At 65.3% G+C, this 16,226-nt stretch carries 15 protein-coding genes; 9 read left to right on the forward strand and 6 right to left on the reverse strand.

The window, feature by feature from the left end; genetic code table 11:
* Positions 1 to 39 precede the first annotated feature (39 nt).
* Positions 40 to 564 (forward strand): LUD domain-containing protein, encoded by a 525-nt coding sequence (locus G9465_RS10980; RefSeq protein ID WP_166969886.1) that lies wholly within the window; start codon positions 40 to 42, stop codon positions 562 to 564.
* Complete coding sequence (locus tag G9465_RS10985; protein ID WP_166969888.1) at positions 565 to 2,778, forward strand: LUD domain-containing protein; 2,214 nt, start codon at positions 565 to 567, stop codon at positions 2,776 to 2,778.
* On the opposite strand, the gene G9465_RS10990 is transcribed toward G9465_RS10985, so the two are convergent.
* Positions 2,772 to 4,214, reverse strand: coding sequence for an aldehyde dehydrogenase family protein (locus G9465_RS10990; RefSeq protein WP_166969890.1), 1,443 nt, complete (start codon positions 4,212 to 4,214; stop codon positions 2,772 to 2,774). The genes G9465_RS10985 and G9465_RS10990 overlap by 7 nt on opposite strands.
* An 86-nt stretch (positions 4,215 to 4,300) precedes the next feature.
* Here G9465_RS10990 and G9465_RS10995 point away from each other — a divergent pair, with 86 nt between their 5' ends.
* A complete protein-coding gene (locus G9465_RS10995) occupies positions 4,301 to 5,164 on the forward strand; it encodes a fumarylacetoacetate hydrolase family protein (RefSeq protein ID WP_166969892.1) in 864 nt (287 codons plus the stop codon).
* Positions 5,165 to 5,409: 245 nt separating this feature from the next.
* On the opposite strand, the gene G9465_RS11000 is transcribed toward G9465_RS10995, so the two are convergent.
* The 3 genes from G9465_RS11000 to G9465_RS11010 form a co-directional block, all read right to left on the reverse strand.
* A complete protein-coding gene (locus G9465_RS11000) occupies positions 5,410 to 5,679 on the reverse strand; it encodes a hypothetical protein (protein ID WP_166969894.1) in 270 nt (89 codons plus the stop codon).
* 93 nt (positions 5,680 to 5,772) lie between these two features.
* Positions 5,773 to 6,870, reverse strand: coding sequence for a Gfo/Idh/MocA family protein (locus G9465_RS11005; protein ID WP_166969896.1), 1,098 nt, complete (start codon positions 6,868 to 6,870; stop codon positions 5,773 to 5,775).
* 1 nt (position 6,871) lies between these two features.
* On the reverse strand, positions 6,872 to 8,047 hold the full coding sequence (locus tag G9465_RS11010) for a mandelate racemase family protein (protein ID WP_166969898.1): 1,176 nt from the start codon (positions 8,045 to 8,047) through the stop codon (positions 6,872 to 6,874).
* Between the two features lie 148 nt (positions 8,048 to 8,195).
* Here G9465_RS11010 and G9465_RS11015 point away from each other — a divergent pair, with 148 nt between their 5' ends.
* From G9465_RS11015 to G9465_RS11025, 3 genes are read left to right on the forward strand one after another with little or no spacing between them, the layout of a single operon-like run.
* Entirely contained in the window at positions 8,196 to 9,002 is an 807-nt protein-coding gene (locus tag G9465_RS11015; protein ID WP_166969900.1) for an SDR family NAD(P)-dependent oxidoreductase, read from the forward strand.
* Between the two features lie 4 nt (positions 9,003 to 9,006).
* Positions 9,007 to 9,879, forward strand: a complete 873-nt coding sequence (locus G9465_RS11020; RefSeq protein ID WP_166969902.1) for an amidohydrolase — start codon at positions 9,007 to 9,009, stop codon at positions 9,877 to 9,879.
* Positions 9,880 to 9,929: 50 nt separating this feature from the next.
* Positions 9,930 to 11,096, forward strand: a complete 1,167-nt coding sequence (locus tag G9465_RS11025; RefSeq protein ID WP_166969904.1) for an enolase C-terminal domain-like protein — start codon at positions 9,930 to 9,932, stop codon at positions 11,094 to 11,096.
* A 15-nt stretch (positions 11,097 to 11,111) separates the two neighbouring features.
* Here the strand turns inward: G9465_RS11025 and G9465_RS11030 are convergent, their stop codons facing one another.
* Positions 11,112 to 11,909, reverse strand: coding sequence for an ATP-binding cassette domain-containing protein (locus G9465_RS11030; RefSeq protein ID WP_166969906.1), 798 nt, complete (start codon positions 11,907 to 11,909; stop codon positions 11,112 to 11,114).
* A gap of 131 nt (positions 11,910 to 12,040) precedes the next feature.
* Here G9465_RS11030 and G9465_RS11035 point away from each other — a divergent pair, with 131 nt between their 5' ends.
* From G9465_RS11035 to G9465_RS11045, 3 genes are all read left to right on the forward strand, one after another.
* Positions 12,041 to 13,027: an ABC transporter permease gene (locus G9465_RS11035; protein WP_166969908.1), complete on the forward strand. Its 987-nt coding sequence runs from the start codon at positions 12,041 to 12,043 to the stop codon at positions 13,025 to 13,027.
* Positions 13,028 to 13,099: 72 nt separating this feature from the next.
* Positions 13,100 to 14,179 carry a substrate-binding domain-containing protein gene (locus G9465_RS11040; protein ID WP_166969910.1) on the forward strand — a complete coding sequence of 360 codons (1,080 nt, stop codon included), beginning with the start codon at positions 13,100 to 13,102 and terminating at the stop codon, positions 14,177 to 14,179.
* Positions 14,180 to 14,269: 90 nt separating this feature from the next.
* Positions 14,270 to 15,130 (forward strand): MBL fold metallo-hydrolase, encoded by an 861-nt coding sequence (locus tag G9465_RS11045; RefSeq protein WP_166969912.1) that lies wholly within the window; start codon positions 14,270 to 14,272, stop codon positions 15,128 to 15,130.
* Positions 15,131 to 15,135: 5 nt separating this feature from the next.
* Here G9465_RS11045 and gfo6 read toward each other — a convergent pair whose 3' ends face one another.
* On the reverse strand, positions 15,136 to 16,218 hold the full coding sequence (gene gfo6, locus G9465_RS11050; RefSeq protein ID WP_166969914.1) for a D-xylose 1-dehydrogenase Gfo6: 1,083 nt from the start codon (positions 16,216 to 16,218) through the stop codon (positions 15,136 to 15,138).
* Positions 16,219 to 16,226: the final 8 nt, after the last annotated feature.

Consider the following 16,226-nt stretch of genomic DNA (forward strand, 5'->3'; position numbering starts at 1 on the left):
GAAATTTTATACTCGTGTGCACCATGTGTTCGAATACCAATGACCTCAGATACACTCGCTACGTTCGAGTCGTCGCTCGCCGAGTACGACGTGCCGGTGACCCGCGTCGGCCGAGCGGCTGTCGCATCACGGGTGAACGACGTCGTGGAACCGCCAGCGGTCGGCGTCGCACTGGACGAGACGTTCGCCGACGACGCGTTCTCGCTCGCCGATACCGACGTGGTCGTAGACCCCACCCCGGTCGAACTCAGGGAGGCAAGAACGGGGGTGACTGGTGCGCGTCTCGGCGTGGCTGACTACGGGACGGTCGCGCTCGAACAGACCGACCGCGGGAGCGAACTGGTGAGTCTCTTCGTCGACACCCACGTCGTCGTCGTCCGTGAGACAGACCTCGTCACCGAGATGGAGTCGGCTATCGAGACGCTGGATAGCGAGTTCGGCGAGTCGCGAGGAAGCGCGATACTGGCGACCGGACCGAGCGCGACGGCTGACATGGGCGCACTCGTCCGAGGGGCCCACGGGCCGAAAGACGTCAGAGCCATCGTCGTCACGGAGGACGCCTGAATGTCGAGAGCCGACGACATCCGCGACCTGATGCGGACCGAGGGGGCGGCCATCGCAGCGAACACGCAGGGGTTCAACGAGGGCCGGTACGCGTCGGTGGCCGACCTCAAAGACTACGAGGCGCTCAAGAGCGAGGCGAGAGCTATCAAGGAAGACGCTATCGAGCGGTTGCCAGAACTCGTCGACCGACTGGAGACGTCCGTCGTCGAGAACGGCGGCACGGTGTACGTCGCCGAGGACGCCGCGGACGCCAACGAGTACATCCGGTCGGTCGTGGCCGAGCGAGACGCCTCCCGCGTGGTCAAGAGCAAGTCGATGACCAGCGAGGAACTGGAGGTCAACGAAGCGCTGGAAGCCGACGGGGTGGACGTCCTGGAGACGGACCTCGGCGAATGGGTCCTGCAGTTGGCCGAGGAAGCGCCCTCCCACATCGTCGCGCCGGCTATCCACAAGTCCCGGGAGTCTATCGCCGACCTGTTCAACGAACTGTTCGACCCCGAGGAACCGCTGGAGACGGCCGAGGAACTGACGATGTTCGCCCGCGAGAAACTGGGCGAGCGCATCGTCGACAGCGAGGTGGGCATCACGGGCGCGAACTTCCTCGCCGCCGAGTCGGGGACGATGGCGCTCGTGACGAGCGAGGGCAACGCCCGGAAGACGGTGGCGGCGACGGACACCCACGTCGCCGTCGCCGGCGTCGAGAAGATCGTCCCGAGCGTCGGCGACTTCCAGCCGTTCGTCGAACTCATCGGTCGGTCGGGCACCGGGCAGGACATCACCTCCTACGTTTCCTTGCTGACGCCGCCGGTCGAGACGCCCGTCGTCGACTTCGCGGACGACGAGACGCCCCTCTCTGCGTTCGCAAACGACCGGGACTTCCATCTGGTCCTCGTCGACAACGGCCGGCTGGCGATGCGCGAGGACGACGACCTGCGGGAGACGCTGTACTGCATCCGCTGTTCGGCCTGTTCGAACTCGTGTGCGAACTTCCAGAGCGTCGGCGGCCACGCGTTCGGCGGTGAGACGTACTCGGGCGGCATCGCGACCGGGTGGGAGGCCGGCATCGAAGGCTTGGACACCGCCGCCGAGTTCAACGACCTCTGTACGGGGTGTACCCGGTGTGTCAACGCCTGCCCGGTCAAAATCGACATCCCGTGGATAAACACGGTCGTTCGGGACCGCATCAACCGCGAGGGAGAGCGACCCGCGGAGTGGCTGGTCGACGGGTTGACGCCCGACGCGGAAGCCGACGGCGCCCCACTCCAGAAGCGCTTTTTCGGCAACTTCGAGACGGTCGCGAGACTCGGGAGCGCAACCGCGCCCGTCTCGAACTGGCTGGCCGACACGCAGACTGCGCGGTGGTTCATGGACCGGGTGCTGGGCGTGGACCCGCGCCGCGACCTCCCGCAGTTCCAGCGTGAGACGCTCGTCGAGTGGTTCGCGAACCGGGCGTCGACTGTCACGGACCCCGTGAGGCGGGCCGTCGTCTACCCGGACCTCTACACCAACCACGTGCAGGTCGAGCGGGGGAAAGCGGCCGTCGAAGTCCTCGAAGCGCTCGGCGTCGACGTCGTGGTACCCGAGGTGTCGTCAAGCGGCCGGGCCCCGTTCTCACAGGGGATGGTCGCGACGGCGACGGACCACGCCGAACGAGTCTACGAGACGCTCTCGCCACACATAGCGGACGGACGGGACGTGGTCGTCATCGAACCGAGCGACCACGCGATGTTCGTCTCCGAGTACGAGAGGCTGCTCCCGGAATCGCCCTCCGACACCCTCACGGAGAACAGCTACGAGGTGCTGGAGTACGTCTTCGGACTTCTCCAAAACGGTGCGGACGAGGACCCGCTGGCGTCCGGTGACGACGCGGACATCGCCTACCACGCCCACTGCCAGCAGCGGACGCTCGGCCTCGAAGCCCACACCGTCGCCGTCCTCGAACGACTGGGATACGACGTAGTCACCTCCGACGTGGAGTGTTGTGGCATGGCCGGGAGTTTCGGCTACAAGAGCGATTACTACGAACTCAGCATGGACGTCGGTGGCCGATTGGCCGCGCAACTCGACGCCGAGGGCGTCAGTGAGCGACCGGTCGTCGCCAGCGGCACCTCCTGTCTCGAACAGATTGACGCCCTGCTAGAGCGCAAGCCCCGGCATCCTGTCGAACTGCTGGCGCCAAAAAGTGGTGGTGCAACCGGATCGCGGCCTCAGTAGTTCAGATACACCGTCTTCGAGAGGGTGTAGAAGTCGAGGCCGGCGTCACCCTGTTCGCGGTACGTCTCGCTGGAAGAGTCTTTCATACCGCCGAAGGGTACGTGGAGTTCCAGTCCGGTCGTCTTCTCGTTTACCTTCACGACGCCGGATTCGGACTCGTCCACGAAGTCGTGGGCCTCCGTGAGGTCCTGCGTGACGATGCTCGCCGAGAGGCCGTACGGGACGCCGTTGGCGACGTCGAGGGCCTCCTCGTAGCTGCTGACGGGGAGCACTGCGAGGACGGGGCCGAATATCTCCTCCTGTGCGATTCGCATGTCCGGTTCCACGTCCGAGAACACCGCCGGTTCGACGAAGAAGCCGTCGCCGACGTCGACCGCGTTGCCGCCGGTTTCGAGCGTCGCGCCCTCCGATTGACCGACGTCGACGTACTCCAGCGTGCTGTCGAGTTCGCTCTGGTTAACCTGCGGGCCCATGTCCGCACCGTCGAGGCCTGGACCGACCTCGATAGCCTCGGCGGCTTCGACGACGCCCGCGACGAACTCGTCGTAGACGTCTTCGTGGACGATGGCCCGGGAGGTGGCCGTACAGGCCTGCCCGGTGACGCCGAACGCGCCGCTCGCGGCGATGTCGACCGCCTCGTCGACGTCCGCGCTGTCCATCACGACCACGGGGTTCTTCCCGCCCATCTCTAGCTGGACGCGTTTGCCCGTCTCGTTGGCCTGTTCACCGACGGTGTTTCCGACGGCGGAACTGCCGGTGAAGGAGACGGCGTCGACGGCTTCGTGCGTAGTGAACGTCTTGCCGACGGAGCGGCCCGGTCCGGTAACGAAGTTGAGGGCGCCGTCTGGGAGGCCGGCCTCGTCTAGACACTCGACGAGTTTCCGGGCGACGTTCGGCGCGGCGGAGGCGGGCTTGAAGACGACGGTCGTTCCGGTGGCCAGTGCCGGCGCGATCTTCCAGGCCGGAATCGCGATGGGGTAGTTCCACGGCGTGATGAGGCCGGCGACGCCGACGGGTTCGTTCACCGTGTACAGCGTCGTATCCCGACTGCTGGAGGACTTGACCGTCCCGCCGATGTCGCTGGCCTTCGCCCCGTAGTACGAGAAGATGTCGATGGCGCGCTGGACCTCACCGGCCGCTTCGGGCCGGGCCTTCCCTTCCTCGCGGACGAGCGTCTCGGTCAGTTCGTCCTTGCGCGCTTCGAGCGCCTGTGACGTGGCCCGAAGAATCGCCCCGCGCTCGGGCCCCGGCGTGTCGGCCCACTCGTCGCTTGCGGCCGCCGCGGCCTCGACGGCACGTTCGGCGTCTTCGACGCCGGACTGCTGGAACTCGCCGACCACGTCGCTCCGGTCCGCGGGGTTTCGGTTCTCGAACGTCTCGCCCGTCTCGGCAGCCACCCACTCGCCGTCGACGTAGTTGTGGTATGTTTCGGCCATCGAATCAACCGACACACCGGGGCTACGAGAAAGTTTTGGTGGGGCCACCGGAACCGACAAGAACCTCGGGCGTGCAGTAACTACGTATGCGATACTATCGCACAGTCACGGACGGACAGCCACGGCTACTCGCCCGTGCGGACGACACCGCCTACGACCTCACTGCCGCCCGGTCGAGCGTGACGTCGTTCACCGACCTCGCACACGTCGCCGACGTCGCTGGGATGGTTGTCGACGACGTGGCTACGGGGCTGTTCGACGACGCGGCGGCGGTCGAACCACCCGACGCCGCCGACTGTACCGCACCGGTCGTCGACGAGGTGTGGGCCGCCGGCGTCACCTACGAGATAAGCGAACAGGCCCGCGAGGCCGAGAGCGGGATGCCCGAGATGTACCTCGACGTCTACGAGGCCGAGCGACCGGAGATATTCTTCAAAGCGACGCCCTCGCGCGTGGTCGGTCCGGGCGAAGCGGTCGGCGTCCGCGGCGACTCCGAGTGGAACGTCCCCGAACCCGAACTCGGCATCGTACTTCACGATGGCGACGTCGTGGGCTACACGGTCGGCAACGACGTGAGCAGTCGGTCCATCGAGGGCGCGAACCCGCTCTACCTCCCGCAGGCGAAGATTTACCATCGGTCCTGTTCGCTCGGCCCCTGTGTCGTGACCCCCGAGTCCGTCGGCGACCCACACGATCTGGAGATGACCATGACCGTCGAACGCGACGGCGAGCGACAGTACGAGGGCGCCACGTCTACCAGTGAGATGGTCCGCACCTGCGAGGAACTCGTCTCGTTTCTCACGCGTCACAACACGATTCCGGAGGCGACGGTGTTGTTGACCGGCACGTCACTTGTCCCCGAAGAGGGGTTCACGCTCCGGCCGGGCGACCGCATCGACGTCGACATCGAGGCTATCGGCCGCCTCTCGAACACGGTGACGACCGTCTGACTCCGGAGTCGCATCCCTCGTCGCCTATCCGGCAGACACTCCCGACACGTCGACCGACTTTCGCGGTCGCTATCCGGACGGGTGAGACAGTTGTTCCACTCTGGGGAACACGGTGACGGCCAAGGAAAACGGATTACTCTCGGTATTATAACGGACGTACTTATGTTATACATTCGGACGACGGGCCGGGACAGGGACGCTACGCCGCGTTCACTTCAACTGAACAGCCCGACGACGAAAACCCGTTATGACTCCGTCGCCGGGGTGAACTCGAACTGTGTCGCCCCTCCGATGGCCTCACCGCCGCTTACTCGGGCCACAGTGAGTGTGACGTCGGTCGTCGTCCCGCATCCGTCGTTGACTACCTCGTCCCACTTCTCGCCGGCGGAGACGGGGCCTTCCTTCGACCGGCGGAGGTATCGCTCGAACGTCTCGTCGCGTAGCGACGACGCTACGTCGGCCGAACCGGTCGATCTGTACGTCAGCGTGACCACGTCGGCGTCGTCGTCGTCCATACCATTCCTTGGCATTCCGAGCAGAAAAACGGGACGGCCGGTTCCGGGGAACCGTCGTTCAGGTACGCGGAACACTACTTCGCTCGACCCGACTCACCACGACGTGATTGTCACGTCTTTCAGCGGGCGGTCCAGCGGGATGGACACTTGGCCGCCGGTGTAGTGCGAGATGTAGAACCCGGCGATGATCTCCAGCGACCGGGTCGCTTCCTCGCCCGTCGACGGGTTCGGTACGTCCCCGTCGAGGACGGAGACGATGTCGCCGGCAGCGTTGGCAAAGGCGTCGCGGTAGTCCTCGTCCCACGTCCACGCGCCGTCGATGCCCGGGAGAGACTCCTCGACGTGGTCTCCGTCCTCTAACCGCCAATAGCGCCACTCGCCATCGTCATTGTTGAGGTAGAGTTTCCCCTCGCTCCCGATGAACTGCAGCGTCATCGAGGACTCCGCCCGCGGGATGGTGCAGTCGATGGTGACGAACGTGCCGTCGTCCATCACGACGAACCCGCCGCCGCCCGCGTCGTCGACCCGTTCGGCGGCCTCAAGCGAGTCGACGGCCTCGTTCTCGCCGGTGATGTACCCCGAGACGGTGTCTGCTCGGTCGTCGAGCAGATAGACGAGGGTATCGAGGAGGTGCGTGGAGTTACGCAGCAGTTCCATCCGGAATTGGGTCGCGACGGAGTGCACCTCGCCGATGATGTCCTCGTCCTGCACGAGGTCGCGGAGTCGCTGCAGTTTGGTCGTGAACCGGAACGAGTGGTTCACCAGCAACTCCGTGTTCGTCTCCGCGCAGACGTCGACCATCTCCTCGGCGTCGGTCACCGAGGAGGCGATTGGTTTCTCGCACCAGACGAGCGACGGGTCGGCCGCCGACCGCGCCGCGTCGACGACGTGGTCCGCGTGCAGATACGACGGGGTACACACAGAGACGACGTCTAAGTCCTCGGCGTCGAGCATCGCCTCGTGGCCGACGTAGCGCCGGTCCGAGGGAATGTCCCACGCCTCGCCGAAGCGGTCGAGTTTCTCCTCGTCGACGTCGGCCACCGCCACGAGTTCGATGCCTTCCGTCGCGTCGTACCCGCCCGCGTGACTCGCTCGGACCTTCTTCTGCCCGATGTCCTCCGCGTCGTGCATCCCGAGGATGCCCATCCCGGCGATACCGCCCGTTCCGATGATACCGGCTGTGTAGGTCATCTCACTCGTAGGTGTGGAGGCTTCCCGTCTGGTTGGCCTCGATGTAGTCCCAGTCGTAGTCGACGCCCAGTCCCGGGCCGTCCGGGACTTCGACCATCCCGTTCTCGTCGACGGTGTCGAGTTGGTCTTCGTACTTCCCGGCGTAGATGGGCGCCGTGGTGTTCGGCGCGTCGGGGTGGACCAGCGCCATCTCGTAGTAGTTGGTGTTGCGGATGGCAGCGATGCAGTGGCGTTGGGCGGGGCCGGGCGCGTGGAACTCCACGTCGAGGCCGAATCCCTCCGCCACGCTGGCGCGTTTCATCGCGCCCGTGATGCCGGCGTCGTACTCCGGGTCCGCCCGGAGGAAATCCGTCGCTTCGTTGGCGACGAAATCTGTCGCCGGTTCCAGGCCGCGGACGTGTTCGGTCTGGAGGATGGGCGTGTCCAGCGCTTGCCGCAACTTCCGGTGGCCGTGCTGTGAGATGCCGCCGTCCCGGTACGGGTCCTCGTACCAGAAGAAGCCAACCTCGTCCAGCGCGCGGCCGAGTTTCAGCGCGTCGGCGAACGTCTCCAGTTCGCAGGCCGGGTCGTGCATCAGGTCCATCTCGTCGCCCACGCGGTCGCCGACGGCGTGGACCGCGGCTATCTCTCTGTCGAGGTCACGTGACCCCTCGCTTCCGCCCCAGCCGTGAATCTTGAACGCGCCGTAACCCATCTCCAGACACTCCTCTGCGAAGTCCGCGAAGGCCTCGGGCGTGTCGAGGCCGCCGTTCTCGTCGCCGTGGTACGTCGACGCGTAGGCGGGGAACTTCGTGCGGTAAGTACCCAGCAGTTCGTGGATGGGGGCGTCGTGGTACTTCCCGGCGAAGTCCCAGAGGGCGATGTCGATGGGTCCCATCCCCATCCGGTCGTACTTCCGGAGCGCCCGCTTCACTTCGCTCCAGTGTTTCTCCCGTTCCAGCGGGTTCTTGCCGACGAGGTAGTTCGCGAACATGTTGATCTGGGCCGCACCCGGCGAGTTGCCGCCGACGTACTCGCCCGTGATGTCCTCGTCCGTGTGAATCTTGAGGCCGAACAGCTTTCGCTCGGTCACCGACCCGGGTTCGTAGACGAGGTTGAACCCGTGCTGGTCGGTACCCACGTCCTCGATAGGATAGGAGAACTCCACTGACTCGATGCTGGTAATTTCCGGAGCCATAGCAGTATCATGAGAGACCATCCCAATAAACCTGCGTGCTTCCACGGGCGATTGCCGGGTCGGGAGCGTCCGACCGCGGGGTCGACGTCTCGTCGCGATGGGGCCTACCGGTGGATTCTTGACGGTATAGCGAGACGATTACTGTGTCATGGTAGGGCATACCGAGTACGACTACACCGGCGAGTCCGCAATCGTCACCGGGTCGACGAAGGGCATCGGCCGGGGCATCGCGGAGGGGCTCGCCGACGCCGGGGCGAACGTCGTCGTCAACGCGCGGAACGAGGCCGACGTGACTGACGCCGCCGACGAACTCGACGAGCGAGGGCCGGGTGACGCCATCGGCGTCGCGGCGGACGTAGGCGACCCGGGGGCTCTCGAACGGCTCGTAGAGGAGTCCATCGACGCCTTCGAGCAAATAGATTTGCTCGTCAACAACGCCGCCATGTGGCCCCGTGAGGAATCGCTGGTCGAGTCCGACGTCGAAACGTGGGACACGACGATGAACGTCAACGTCCGGTCGCAGTACTACGCCGCGAAACTCGTCGCCGAGCACATGATAGCGGAGGGCATCGAGGGCTGTATCGTCAACCACACCAGTCAGGCGGGCGACCGGCGTACCGGCTCGTTCGGCCTGTACGGCATCTCGAAGACGTCGATAAACGGTCTGACGTGGCGGATGGCACAGGAACTGGCCGAACACGGCATCCGGATGAACGCCATCTCGACGGACGTCACAGAGACGGCCCAGACCCGCTACGAGGCCGAGATGGAAGCGAGGGACGACCCCGACCGGACCGCCGAGGAGATTCTCCACGAACGCGGCGAGACGCGGCCACTCGGTCGACTCGGTCAACCCGAAGACCTCGCGGACGCGGTGTTGTGGCTGGCCAGCGACCGGGCCGACTACGTCGTCGGCGACATCGTCAGAGTGAGCGGCGGGGGAAATCTGGAGTGATTCGATGCGATTTGTAGACACACACACGCACACGTGGGGCCCCGACACCGAGGAACTGCCGTGGTCCGCCGAACTCCTGCCACCGGGATGGGAGGGGGCCTACACCGCTCACGACCTGATCGCCGACATGGACGCCGCCGGAGTCGAGGAGAGCGTCATGGTCACGACGCCGCTGTACGGCCGCGGCGTGCGTGCCAACGAGTACACGATGCGCTCTATCGAGGCCTATCCAGACCGCCTGTGGGGCGTCGGCCTGATGGACTTCTTCGGCGACGACCCCGAACAGGTCCGTTCGGCCCTCCGCCGCGTCGTCGGCCACGACCGGATGCTCGGCGTCAGGATGCACGCCTGTCTGGCCTACGAGGAACACGCCTCCGAACTGGACCGGACGGCCGACTGGATACTCGACGACGCGCTCGAACCCGTCTGGGACGAGGCGGCCACGCAGGACACCTCGATATTCGTCTTCCCCAAGGCCGAACAGATTTCGATGCTGGAGACGCTCGCGGAGCGGTATCCGAACGTGCAACTCGTCGTCGACCACATGGCCTACCCCGACGAGACGACGGACCCGAGTGAGGCACCGTGGACCGACTTCGAGTCGCTGGCCGACCACGACAACGTCGCCGTCAAAGTGAGTTCGCTTCCCCGGTCCAGCGACGAGTCCTGGCCCTACGAGGACCTCTGGGAGTACGTCCGACACCTCGCCGACTGGTTCGGTACCGAGCGACTGATGCTCGGGTCGGACTACCCGTGGATGGACGACTGGGCCGGCTACGAGGCGTGTCTCTCGTGGGTCGAGGAAGTCCCGTTCCTCTCCGCGCGGGACTACTCGTACATGGCCCACCGGACCTTCGAGTCGGTCCACGAGACGTAGACCAGTTACTCCCCCTAGATGTTTATCCCGCGGCGGCGAGTCACACGGGTATGTCCCCGACGATAGAGTCCATCGAGGTCATCGAATTCAGCTACACCTTGCCGGACGTGGGAACGCCGCCGGGTGGGTTCGACGTCGTCTACGACCCCGGCAACACGATGGAGCGGCGCCTGTTCGGGGTCAGAGTCGACGTTAGTGATGGACTAACTGGTGAGTACGTCGGGAGCAATTCGCCCGGCGCCGCCCAGATAAACACCGTCGCGGACTACCTCATCGGCCGTGACCCGACGCGGCGCGAACACCACTGGTCCGAACTCAAGCGAGCGCTCCGGAAGTACGACCGAATGGGTATCGGGCCGCTGGACATTGCGCTGTGGGACTACGCGGGCAAGCAGTACGGCGCGCCCATCCACGAACTGCTCGGGAGCTATCGCGACCGACTCCCAGCGTACGCCTCGACGTATCAGGGCGACCGGAGCGGGGGGCTGGACTCGGCGGCGGCCTACGCTGACTTCGCCGAGACGTGTCTGGAGATGGGGTATCCCGGCTACAAGGTCCACGGCTGGGACGGCAACTGGCGCGACCCGGACCTGCTCGAAGCGACGGTCCGCGCGGTGGGCGAGCGAGTCGGCGACGAGATGGACCTGATGGTCGATCCGGCCTGTGACCTCGACACCTTCGCCGAGGCCCTGCAGGTCGGACGGGCGTGTGACGACCACGGCTACCTCTGGTACGAGGACCCGTACCGGGACGGCGGCATCTCCCAGCACGGCCACCGGAAGTTGCGGCAAGCCCTCGACACGCCCATCCTCCAGACCGAGCATATCCGCGGGCTGGAACCCCACACCGACTTCGTGGCGACGGAAGCGACGGATTTCGTCCGGGCTGACCCGGAGTACGACGCCGGCATCACCGGGGCGACGAAGATTGCGAACGTCGCCGAAGGATTCGGGTTGGACGTGGAGTTCCACGCGCCCGGTCCCGCCCAACGCCACTGCATCGCCGCGACGCGGAACGCGAACTACTACGAGATGGCGCTGGTCCACCCCGACGCGCCGAACACGACGCCGCCGGTGTACGACGGCGGCTATCGCGACGACATCGACGCCGTCGACGACGCGGGGACCGTGCCCGTCCCAGACGGCCCGGGACTGGGCGTCGACTACGACTGGGACTACATCGAGGCCAACCAGACAGGCCGGCGGACGTACGAGTGACGGGAACCGCGGCACTCAGACGTCGGCGGTCTGTTCGCCGCGCTCTGTCTCGGGCAGCCCGCCGACCATCCGCTTGACTATCTCGTCCTGATCGAAGTCGGCGGCGTCGATGATACCGGCGCTCCGGCCCTGATGGAGGACGTGGATGCGGTCGGCGGCCCGCCTGATGTAGTCGAGGTTGTGCGAGATGAGGACGATGGAAATACCCTGCTTTTGCATCCGGTCGATGAGTTCGAGGACGCGGTCGGCCCCCTCCACGGAGAGGGCGCTGGTCGGTTCGTCCATGATGACGATTTTCGGGTCAGAGAGGAGCGTCCGCGAGATACTGACGAGTTGGCGTTCGCCGCCCGAGAGGTTCGACACTTTCTCGGCGACATCGACGTGGATTTCGAGGTCGTCGAGCAGTTCCTGTGCGCGCTTGCGCATCGCCGGCTTGTCGAGGACGCCAAAGAGGGTGTCCGGACCGGAGACCGTCTCGCGGCCGAGGAAGATGTTCTGCGTGACGGTGAGGTTCCCCGCGACGGCGAGGTCCTGAAACGTCGTCTCGATACCCAGGTCCTTCGAGACGCGCGGGTTGGGAATCTCGACGACCTCGCCGTCGACGCGGATTGTCCCCGAATCCGGCTGGAGCGCCCCGGCGAGACACTTGATGAGCGTCGACTTCCCGGCACCGTTGTCGCCCGCCAGCGCGAGAATCTCGTTGCGCCGGAGTCGGAACGTGACGTCCTCCAGCGCGACCACCTCGCCGAACGTCTTCGTGATACCCTCCATCTCGACGATGTGGTCGTCGTCGCTCTGTGTGGCCTCGGCCATGCGTGTGAAATATCGGTGGGGCAATAAAATAGTTCGCCCCGTCACGGACCGGGGTGACAACGGCCGCCTCACTACCCGAAACTGTCAACTGTCCCAAAGACATAATATCGCGTCGACAGAACCGATACGGCATGGCGCGCACGGCCGTCGACTTCGGCGCTGCTCGGGAGCAGGTGACGCTCGAACGGGTGAGCCAGTACGGACCGATCATCGGCCTCGTCGGTCTGTACGCTGCGTTCACCCTGCTGAACGACCGGTTTCTCACCGTCGGCAATCAGGTGAACGTCCTCCAACAGGTGTCGATAATCGGTATCATGGCTATCGGCGTCACCTTCCCGATTCTCTGTGCGGAGATAGACCTGAGCATCGCGCAGGTGATGGAGGTGTGCGGGTTGACCATAGCGACGCTCGCCGTGGGCGCCCGGCTTTTCGAAGGGGTCGCCGTCCCCGTCCCTGCGGCTATCCTCGTCGGCGTGTTGCTGGGTGCGACGTTCGGCGCGGTGTCGGGGTTCGTCACCGCCCGCTTCGGCGTCCCCTCGTTCATGACGACGCTGGCGATGCTGTTTCTCGCCGACGGCCTCGGCCTCATCGTCTCGGGGAACCGGCCTATCATCGGGTTACCTCCATCGTTGACCGGACTCGGCGGGTCGAGAGTGTTCGGTTTCCCGAGTATCGTCATCGTCTTTCTCTCACTGCTCGTCTTCTCGCAACTGCTCCTCTCGTATACGAAGTTCGGCCTCTACATCTACGCCATCGGGGGCGACCGCCAGTCTGCCGAGCGCATGGGCATCAACGTCCGACTCGTGCGCCTCGGAACGCTCGTCATCTCCGGCGCGTTCGCGGCTATCGCCGGACTCGTGACGCTTGGCCGCCTCGGGAGCGCCATCCCGACGATGGGGTCCGGGCTCTTGCTCCCGCCGATCGCAGCGGTCATCCTCGGTGGCGCCAACCTCTTTGGCGGGTCCGGCAACATGGTCGGGACGCTCATCGGCGTCCTCATCCTCGGCATCCTCCAGAACGGCCTGAACCTCATGGGCGTCGGCCCGTCGGGACAACTGGTCGCGCAGGGCATCGTCCTGATGTTGGCCGTCCTCGCGAACGTCGTCGGGCAGGAGTAGATATTGATAACTGAAATATAATTCCTTCTCATCGATACTTCTTTGATGCGGGGGTTCGAACCGTGTGGGTGTATGCCAAGAGACATTCCCAGACGGCGGTTTATCCGTACCAGTGCGATAGCCGGAACGGCCCTCATCGCCGGTTGTGGCGGTGACGGTGGCGACGGTGGCGACGGTGGCGGTGACGGCGCCACCGGAACCACCGAGACGACTGGCGACGGAGGCGACGGTGACGGCGACGGCGGGACCGAAACCGAAGAGACGACGCAGTCGACAGACGCGCCGTCTGTCGCACTCTCCGTCCCGTCGCTTGAGTTCACTTTCTTCGCCCGGATGCAGAACGCGTTCGACGCGGCCAAGAGCGAGGGGACCATCGCCTCGGATTCGACGTTCTACGACGCCGGCAACTCACAGAGCACGCAGGTCTCGGACGTCGAGACGGCCATCTCGAACGAGGTCGACCTCCTGCTCATCTCGGCAATCACGGCCGAGGGCGTCATCAGCGCCATCCAGCAGGCCAACGACGCGGGCATCCCCGTCGTCGCTATCGACCGCAACGTCGCCGAGGGCGACACTGTGAGCTACGTCGCCTCCGACAACGTCCAGCTCGGCCGCCGGTCGACGGAACTGTGTCTGAGTTTCATGCAGGAGATGGAGCAAAAAGACACCTACAACGTCCTCCAGTTGGAGGGGACGCCCGGGGCGAGCGTGACGAACGATCGGGGAGAAGGGTTCAGCAACGCCGTGAGCAACAACGACAGCCTGAGTCGTCTCGCCAGTCAGACGGGCGAGTTCTCCACGCAGAACGCCCTGAGCGTCATGGAGGACTTCATCACGCAGTACGGCGACGAGATAGACGGCGTGTTCTGTCAGAACGACCTGATGGCGCTCGGTGCGCATCGGGCACTTCAGAACGCGAACATGTCGGTCCCCGTCACCGGTATCGACGGCACCGAGGCGTGGGTCCAGTTGTTCTCGGACAACCAGTACTACGGGACCATCGCGCAGTTACCCGAGGAGATGGTCAACACTGCCATCGAGACGGGGAAGGCCCACCTCGCCGGCGAGGACGTACAGGAGACTGTCGTCATCGACGGGCTGGAAGTCACGCAGGACAACGCCGCCGACTACCTCGGCCAGTACTTCGGCTGACGCGTCCGGTTCCCCGTCACTCCGGGGTCGCTGGCCGCGGTAGTCGCTTACTAACCGGGGTGTACTCACCACCAGATACCGACACCACACATGACACAGGATACGATTCACGCGACGTGGGGTGACTGGCTCACAGCGGAGATAGCGCAGGCCGAACCCGACGGCGTCGCCGTCTGGTACCTCGGCTGTAACGGGTTCGTCCTCAAATCTCCGACGACGACGCTGTACGTCGACCCGTACTTCGGCGACGGCGACCCGCCGAAACTGATTCGGATGATTCCGGTGCCGATGGACCCCGCCGACGGAGCGGCCGACGCCGTCCTCGTCACGCACGAACACATCGACCACATGCACCCGCCATCCTACGGACCGCTCCTCGACGACGGCGGGACACTCTACGCCCCACGGGCGTCCTACGATTCGCCCGACTACGTGGGCGACCTGCGAGTCGGGTCTGGCAAGCGGTCGGTCGTCAGCGAAGGGGACTCGTTCGCCGTCGGCGACTTCACGGTCCACGTCCGGGACGCCGACGACGGCGACGCCATCGAACCGGTCTCCTACGTCGTCGAACACGACGCGGGGACGTTCTTCCACCCGGGCGACAGCAAGCCAGCAGCGGCATTCGAGCGCATCGGTGACGAATTCGACGTCGAACTCGGCGTCCTCGCGTTCGGGTCCGTCGGCCGAATCCACCACACCGAGGACGGAGAGACCAGACCGACGAAGTGGTACATGACCGAGAACGAAGTCGTCGAGGCCGCAAACGCCCTCCAACTGGACCGACTACTCCCGTCGCACTTCGACATGTGGAAGGGCGTCACCGGCGACCCGAAAGCCCTGCACGAACACGTCTCGTCGTACCGTTATCCCCGTGAACTCGAAGTCGTCAGAATCGGCGACCGGGTCGATCTCGGGTCATCGGGCGTCGTCCCGCCGTCGACGCACCGCTGAGTCGCTCATCCGAGTTCGACCGCCCGCCCGTCCTCCGCCGCCTCGTAGACGCCTTTCAGCGCCCGGATGTCGACGAGTCCGTGTTCGCCGTCGGCGTACGGGTCCTCGCCCGTCAACAGGCAGTGCGAGAAGTACTCGAACTCCTCTTCCATCTGGTCGCTCTGCTCGAAGGAGACGTCGATGTCGGACCCGCCGTGTGAGACGTGAAGTCGGCGCTCGTCCCACGGGTAGAAGGCGGGTTCGACGCGGACTTCGCCCTTGGTGCCGGTCACTCGGATGTGACTCGCCATCGTGGCGTTCTGACTGGCGGTGCAGACGGCGAAGGTGTGGTCGGGGAAGTCGACCTGAAACGCGGCGTGTTCGTCGGGGACGTCCGCGAACTCCTCCTGTACCGACGCGACCGACCCCTGCACGCGCACCGGGTCGGCGTCGAGCAGGAACCGAGCGGTGTTCAGCGAGTAGATGCCGATGTCCATCGTCGCACACCCGCCGGATAGCTCCCAGTCGAGACGCCACTGGTCCGGGTCCGGGACGAGTTCGAGGATGGGTTCGCTCATGTTGCCGTGGACGAACACCGGGTCGCCGACGTAGCCCGCCTCGATGATGTCTCTCGCCCGCCGAATCGCGGGCTCGGTGTGCATCCGGTAGGCGATCATCAGCGTCACGTCGTGTTCGTTGCAGGCAGCGACCATCTGTTCGGCCCGGTTGATCGTCGCCTCCATCGGTTTCTCACAGAGGACGTCCTTGCCGAGTTCGGCGGCGCTCTCCACGAACGGGAGGTGGCGCGCGTTCGGCGTGACGACGTAGACGGCGTCGTAGGCCTCGCTGGCGGCGCCGTCGTGGAACTCCTCGTAGGTGATGGAGCGCGCGACCGTTTCCGAGGTGTCCGCGACCGACATGGCTTTCTCGCGGTCGCCGCTGACCAGCACCGTCGTCTCACAGAGGTCCCCGGCGGCGACGGCCGGCATCGCCTGCTCCCGGGTCCACCACCCGAGCCCCACCATCGCGAACCGGATGGGGTCGGCCGTCTCGGTCACGTCTTGCCAGTCGCGTCGGTCGAACGCCTCGGTCAGCGCGGTCAGTTCCATAGAGGACG

This window comes from Haloarcula sp. JP-L23, from assembly GCF_011602445.1.
GTDB lineage: Archaea > Halobacteriota > Halobacteria > Halobacteriales > Haloarculaceae > Haloarcula > Haloarcula pellucida.

Coding starts and splice junctions, on each gene's coding strand:
- gfo6 (WP_166969914.1), bottom strand. CDS start 16,218: ATGGAACTGACCGCGCTGACCGAGGCGTTCGACCGACGCGACTGGCAA.
- G9465_RS10995 (WP_166969892.1), top strand. CDS start 4,301: ATGCGATACTATCGCACAGTCACGGACGGACAGCCACGGCTACTCGCC.
- G9465_RS11020 (WP_166969902.1), top strand. CDS start 9,007: ATGCGATTTGTAGACACACACACGCACACGTGGGGCCCCGACACCGAG.
- G9465_RS10980 (WP_166969886.1), top strand. CDS start 40: ATGACCTCAGATACACTCGCTACGTTCGAGTCGTCGCTCGCCGAGTAC.
- G9465_RS11005 (WP_166969896.1), bottom strand. CDS start 6,870: ATGACCTACACAGCCGGTATCATCGGAACGGGCGGTATCGCCGGGATG.
- G9465_RS11025 (WP_166969904.1), top strand. CDS start 9,930: ATGTCCCCGACGATAGAGTCCATCGAGGTCATCGAATTCAGCTACACC.
- G9465_RS11015 (WP_166969900.1), top strand. CDS start 8,196: ATGGTAGGGCATACCGAGTACGACTACACCGGCGAGTCCGCAATCGTC.
- G9465_RS10990 (WP_166969890.1), bottom strand. CDS start 4,214: ATGGCCGAAACATACCACAACTACGTCGACGGCGAGTGGGTGGCTGCC.
- G9465_RS11040 (WP_166969910.1), top strand. CDS start 13,100: ATGCCAAGAGACATTCCCAGACGGCGGTTTATCCGTACCAGTGCGATA.
- G9465_RS11030 (WP_166969906.1), bottom strand. CDS start 11,909: ATGGCCGAGGCCACACAGAGCGACGACGACCACATCGTCGAGATGGAG.
- G9465_RS11000 (WP_166969894.1), bottom strand. CDS start 5,679: ATGGACGACGACGACGCCGACGTGGTCACGCTGACGTACAGATCGACC.
- G9465_RS10985 (WP_166969888.1), top strand. CDS start 565: ATGTCGAGAGCCGACGACATCCGCGACCTGATGCGGACCGAGGGGGCG.
- G9465_RS11010 (WP_166969898.1), bottom strand. CDS start 8,047: ATGGCTCCGGAAATTACCAGCATCGAGTCAGTGGAGTTCTCCTATCCT.
- G9465_RS11035 (WP_166969908.1), top strand. CDS start 12,041: ATGGCGCGCACGGCCGTCGACTTCGGCGCTGCTCGGGAGCAGGTGACG.
- G9465_RS11045 (WP_166969912.1), top strand. CDS start 14,270: ATGACACAGGATACGATTCACGCGACGTGGGGTGACTGGCTCACAGCG.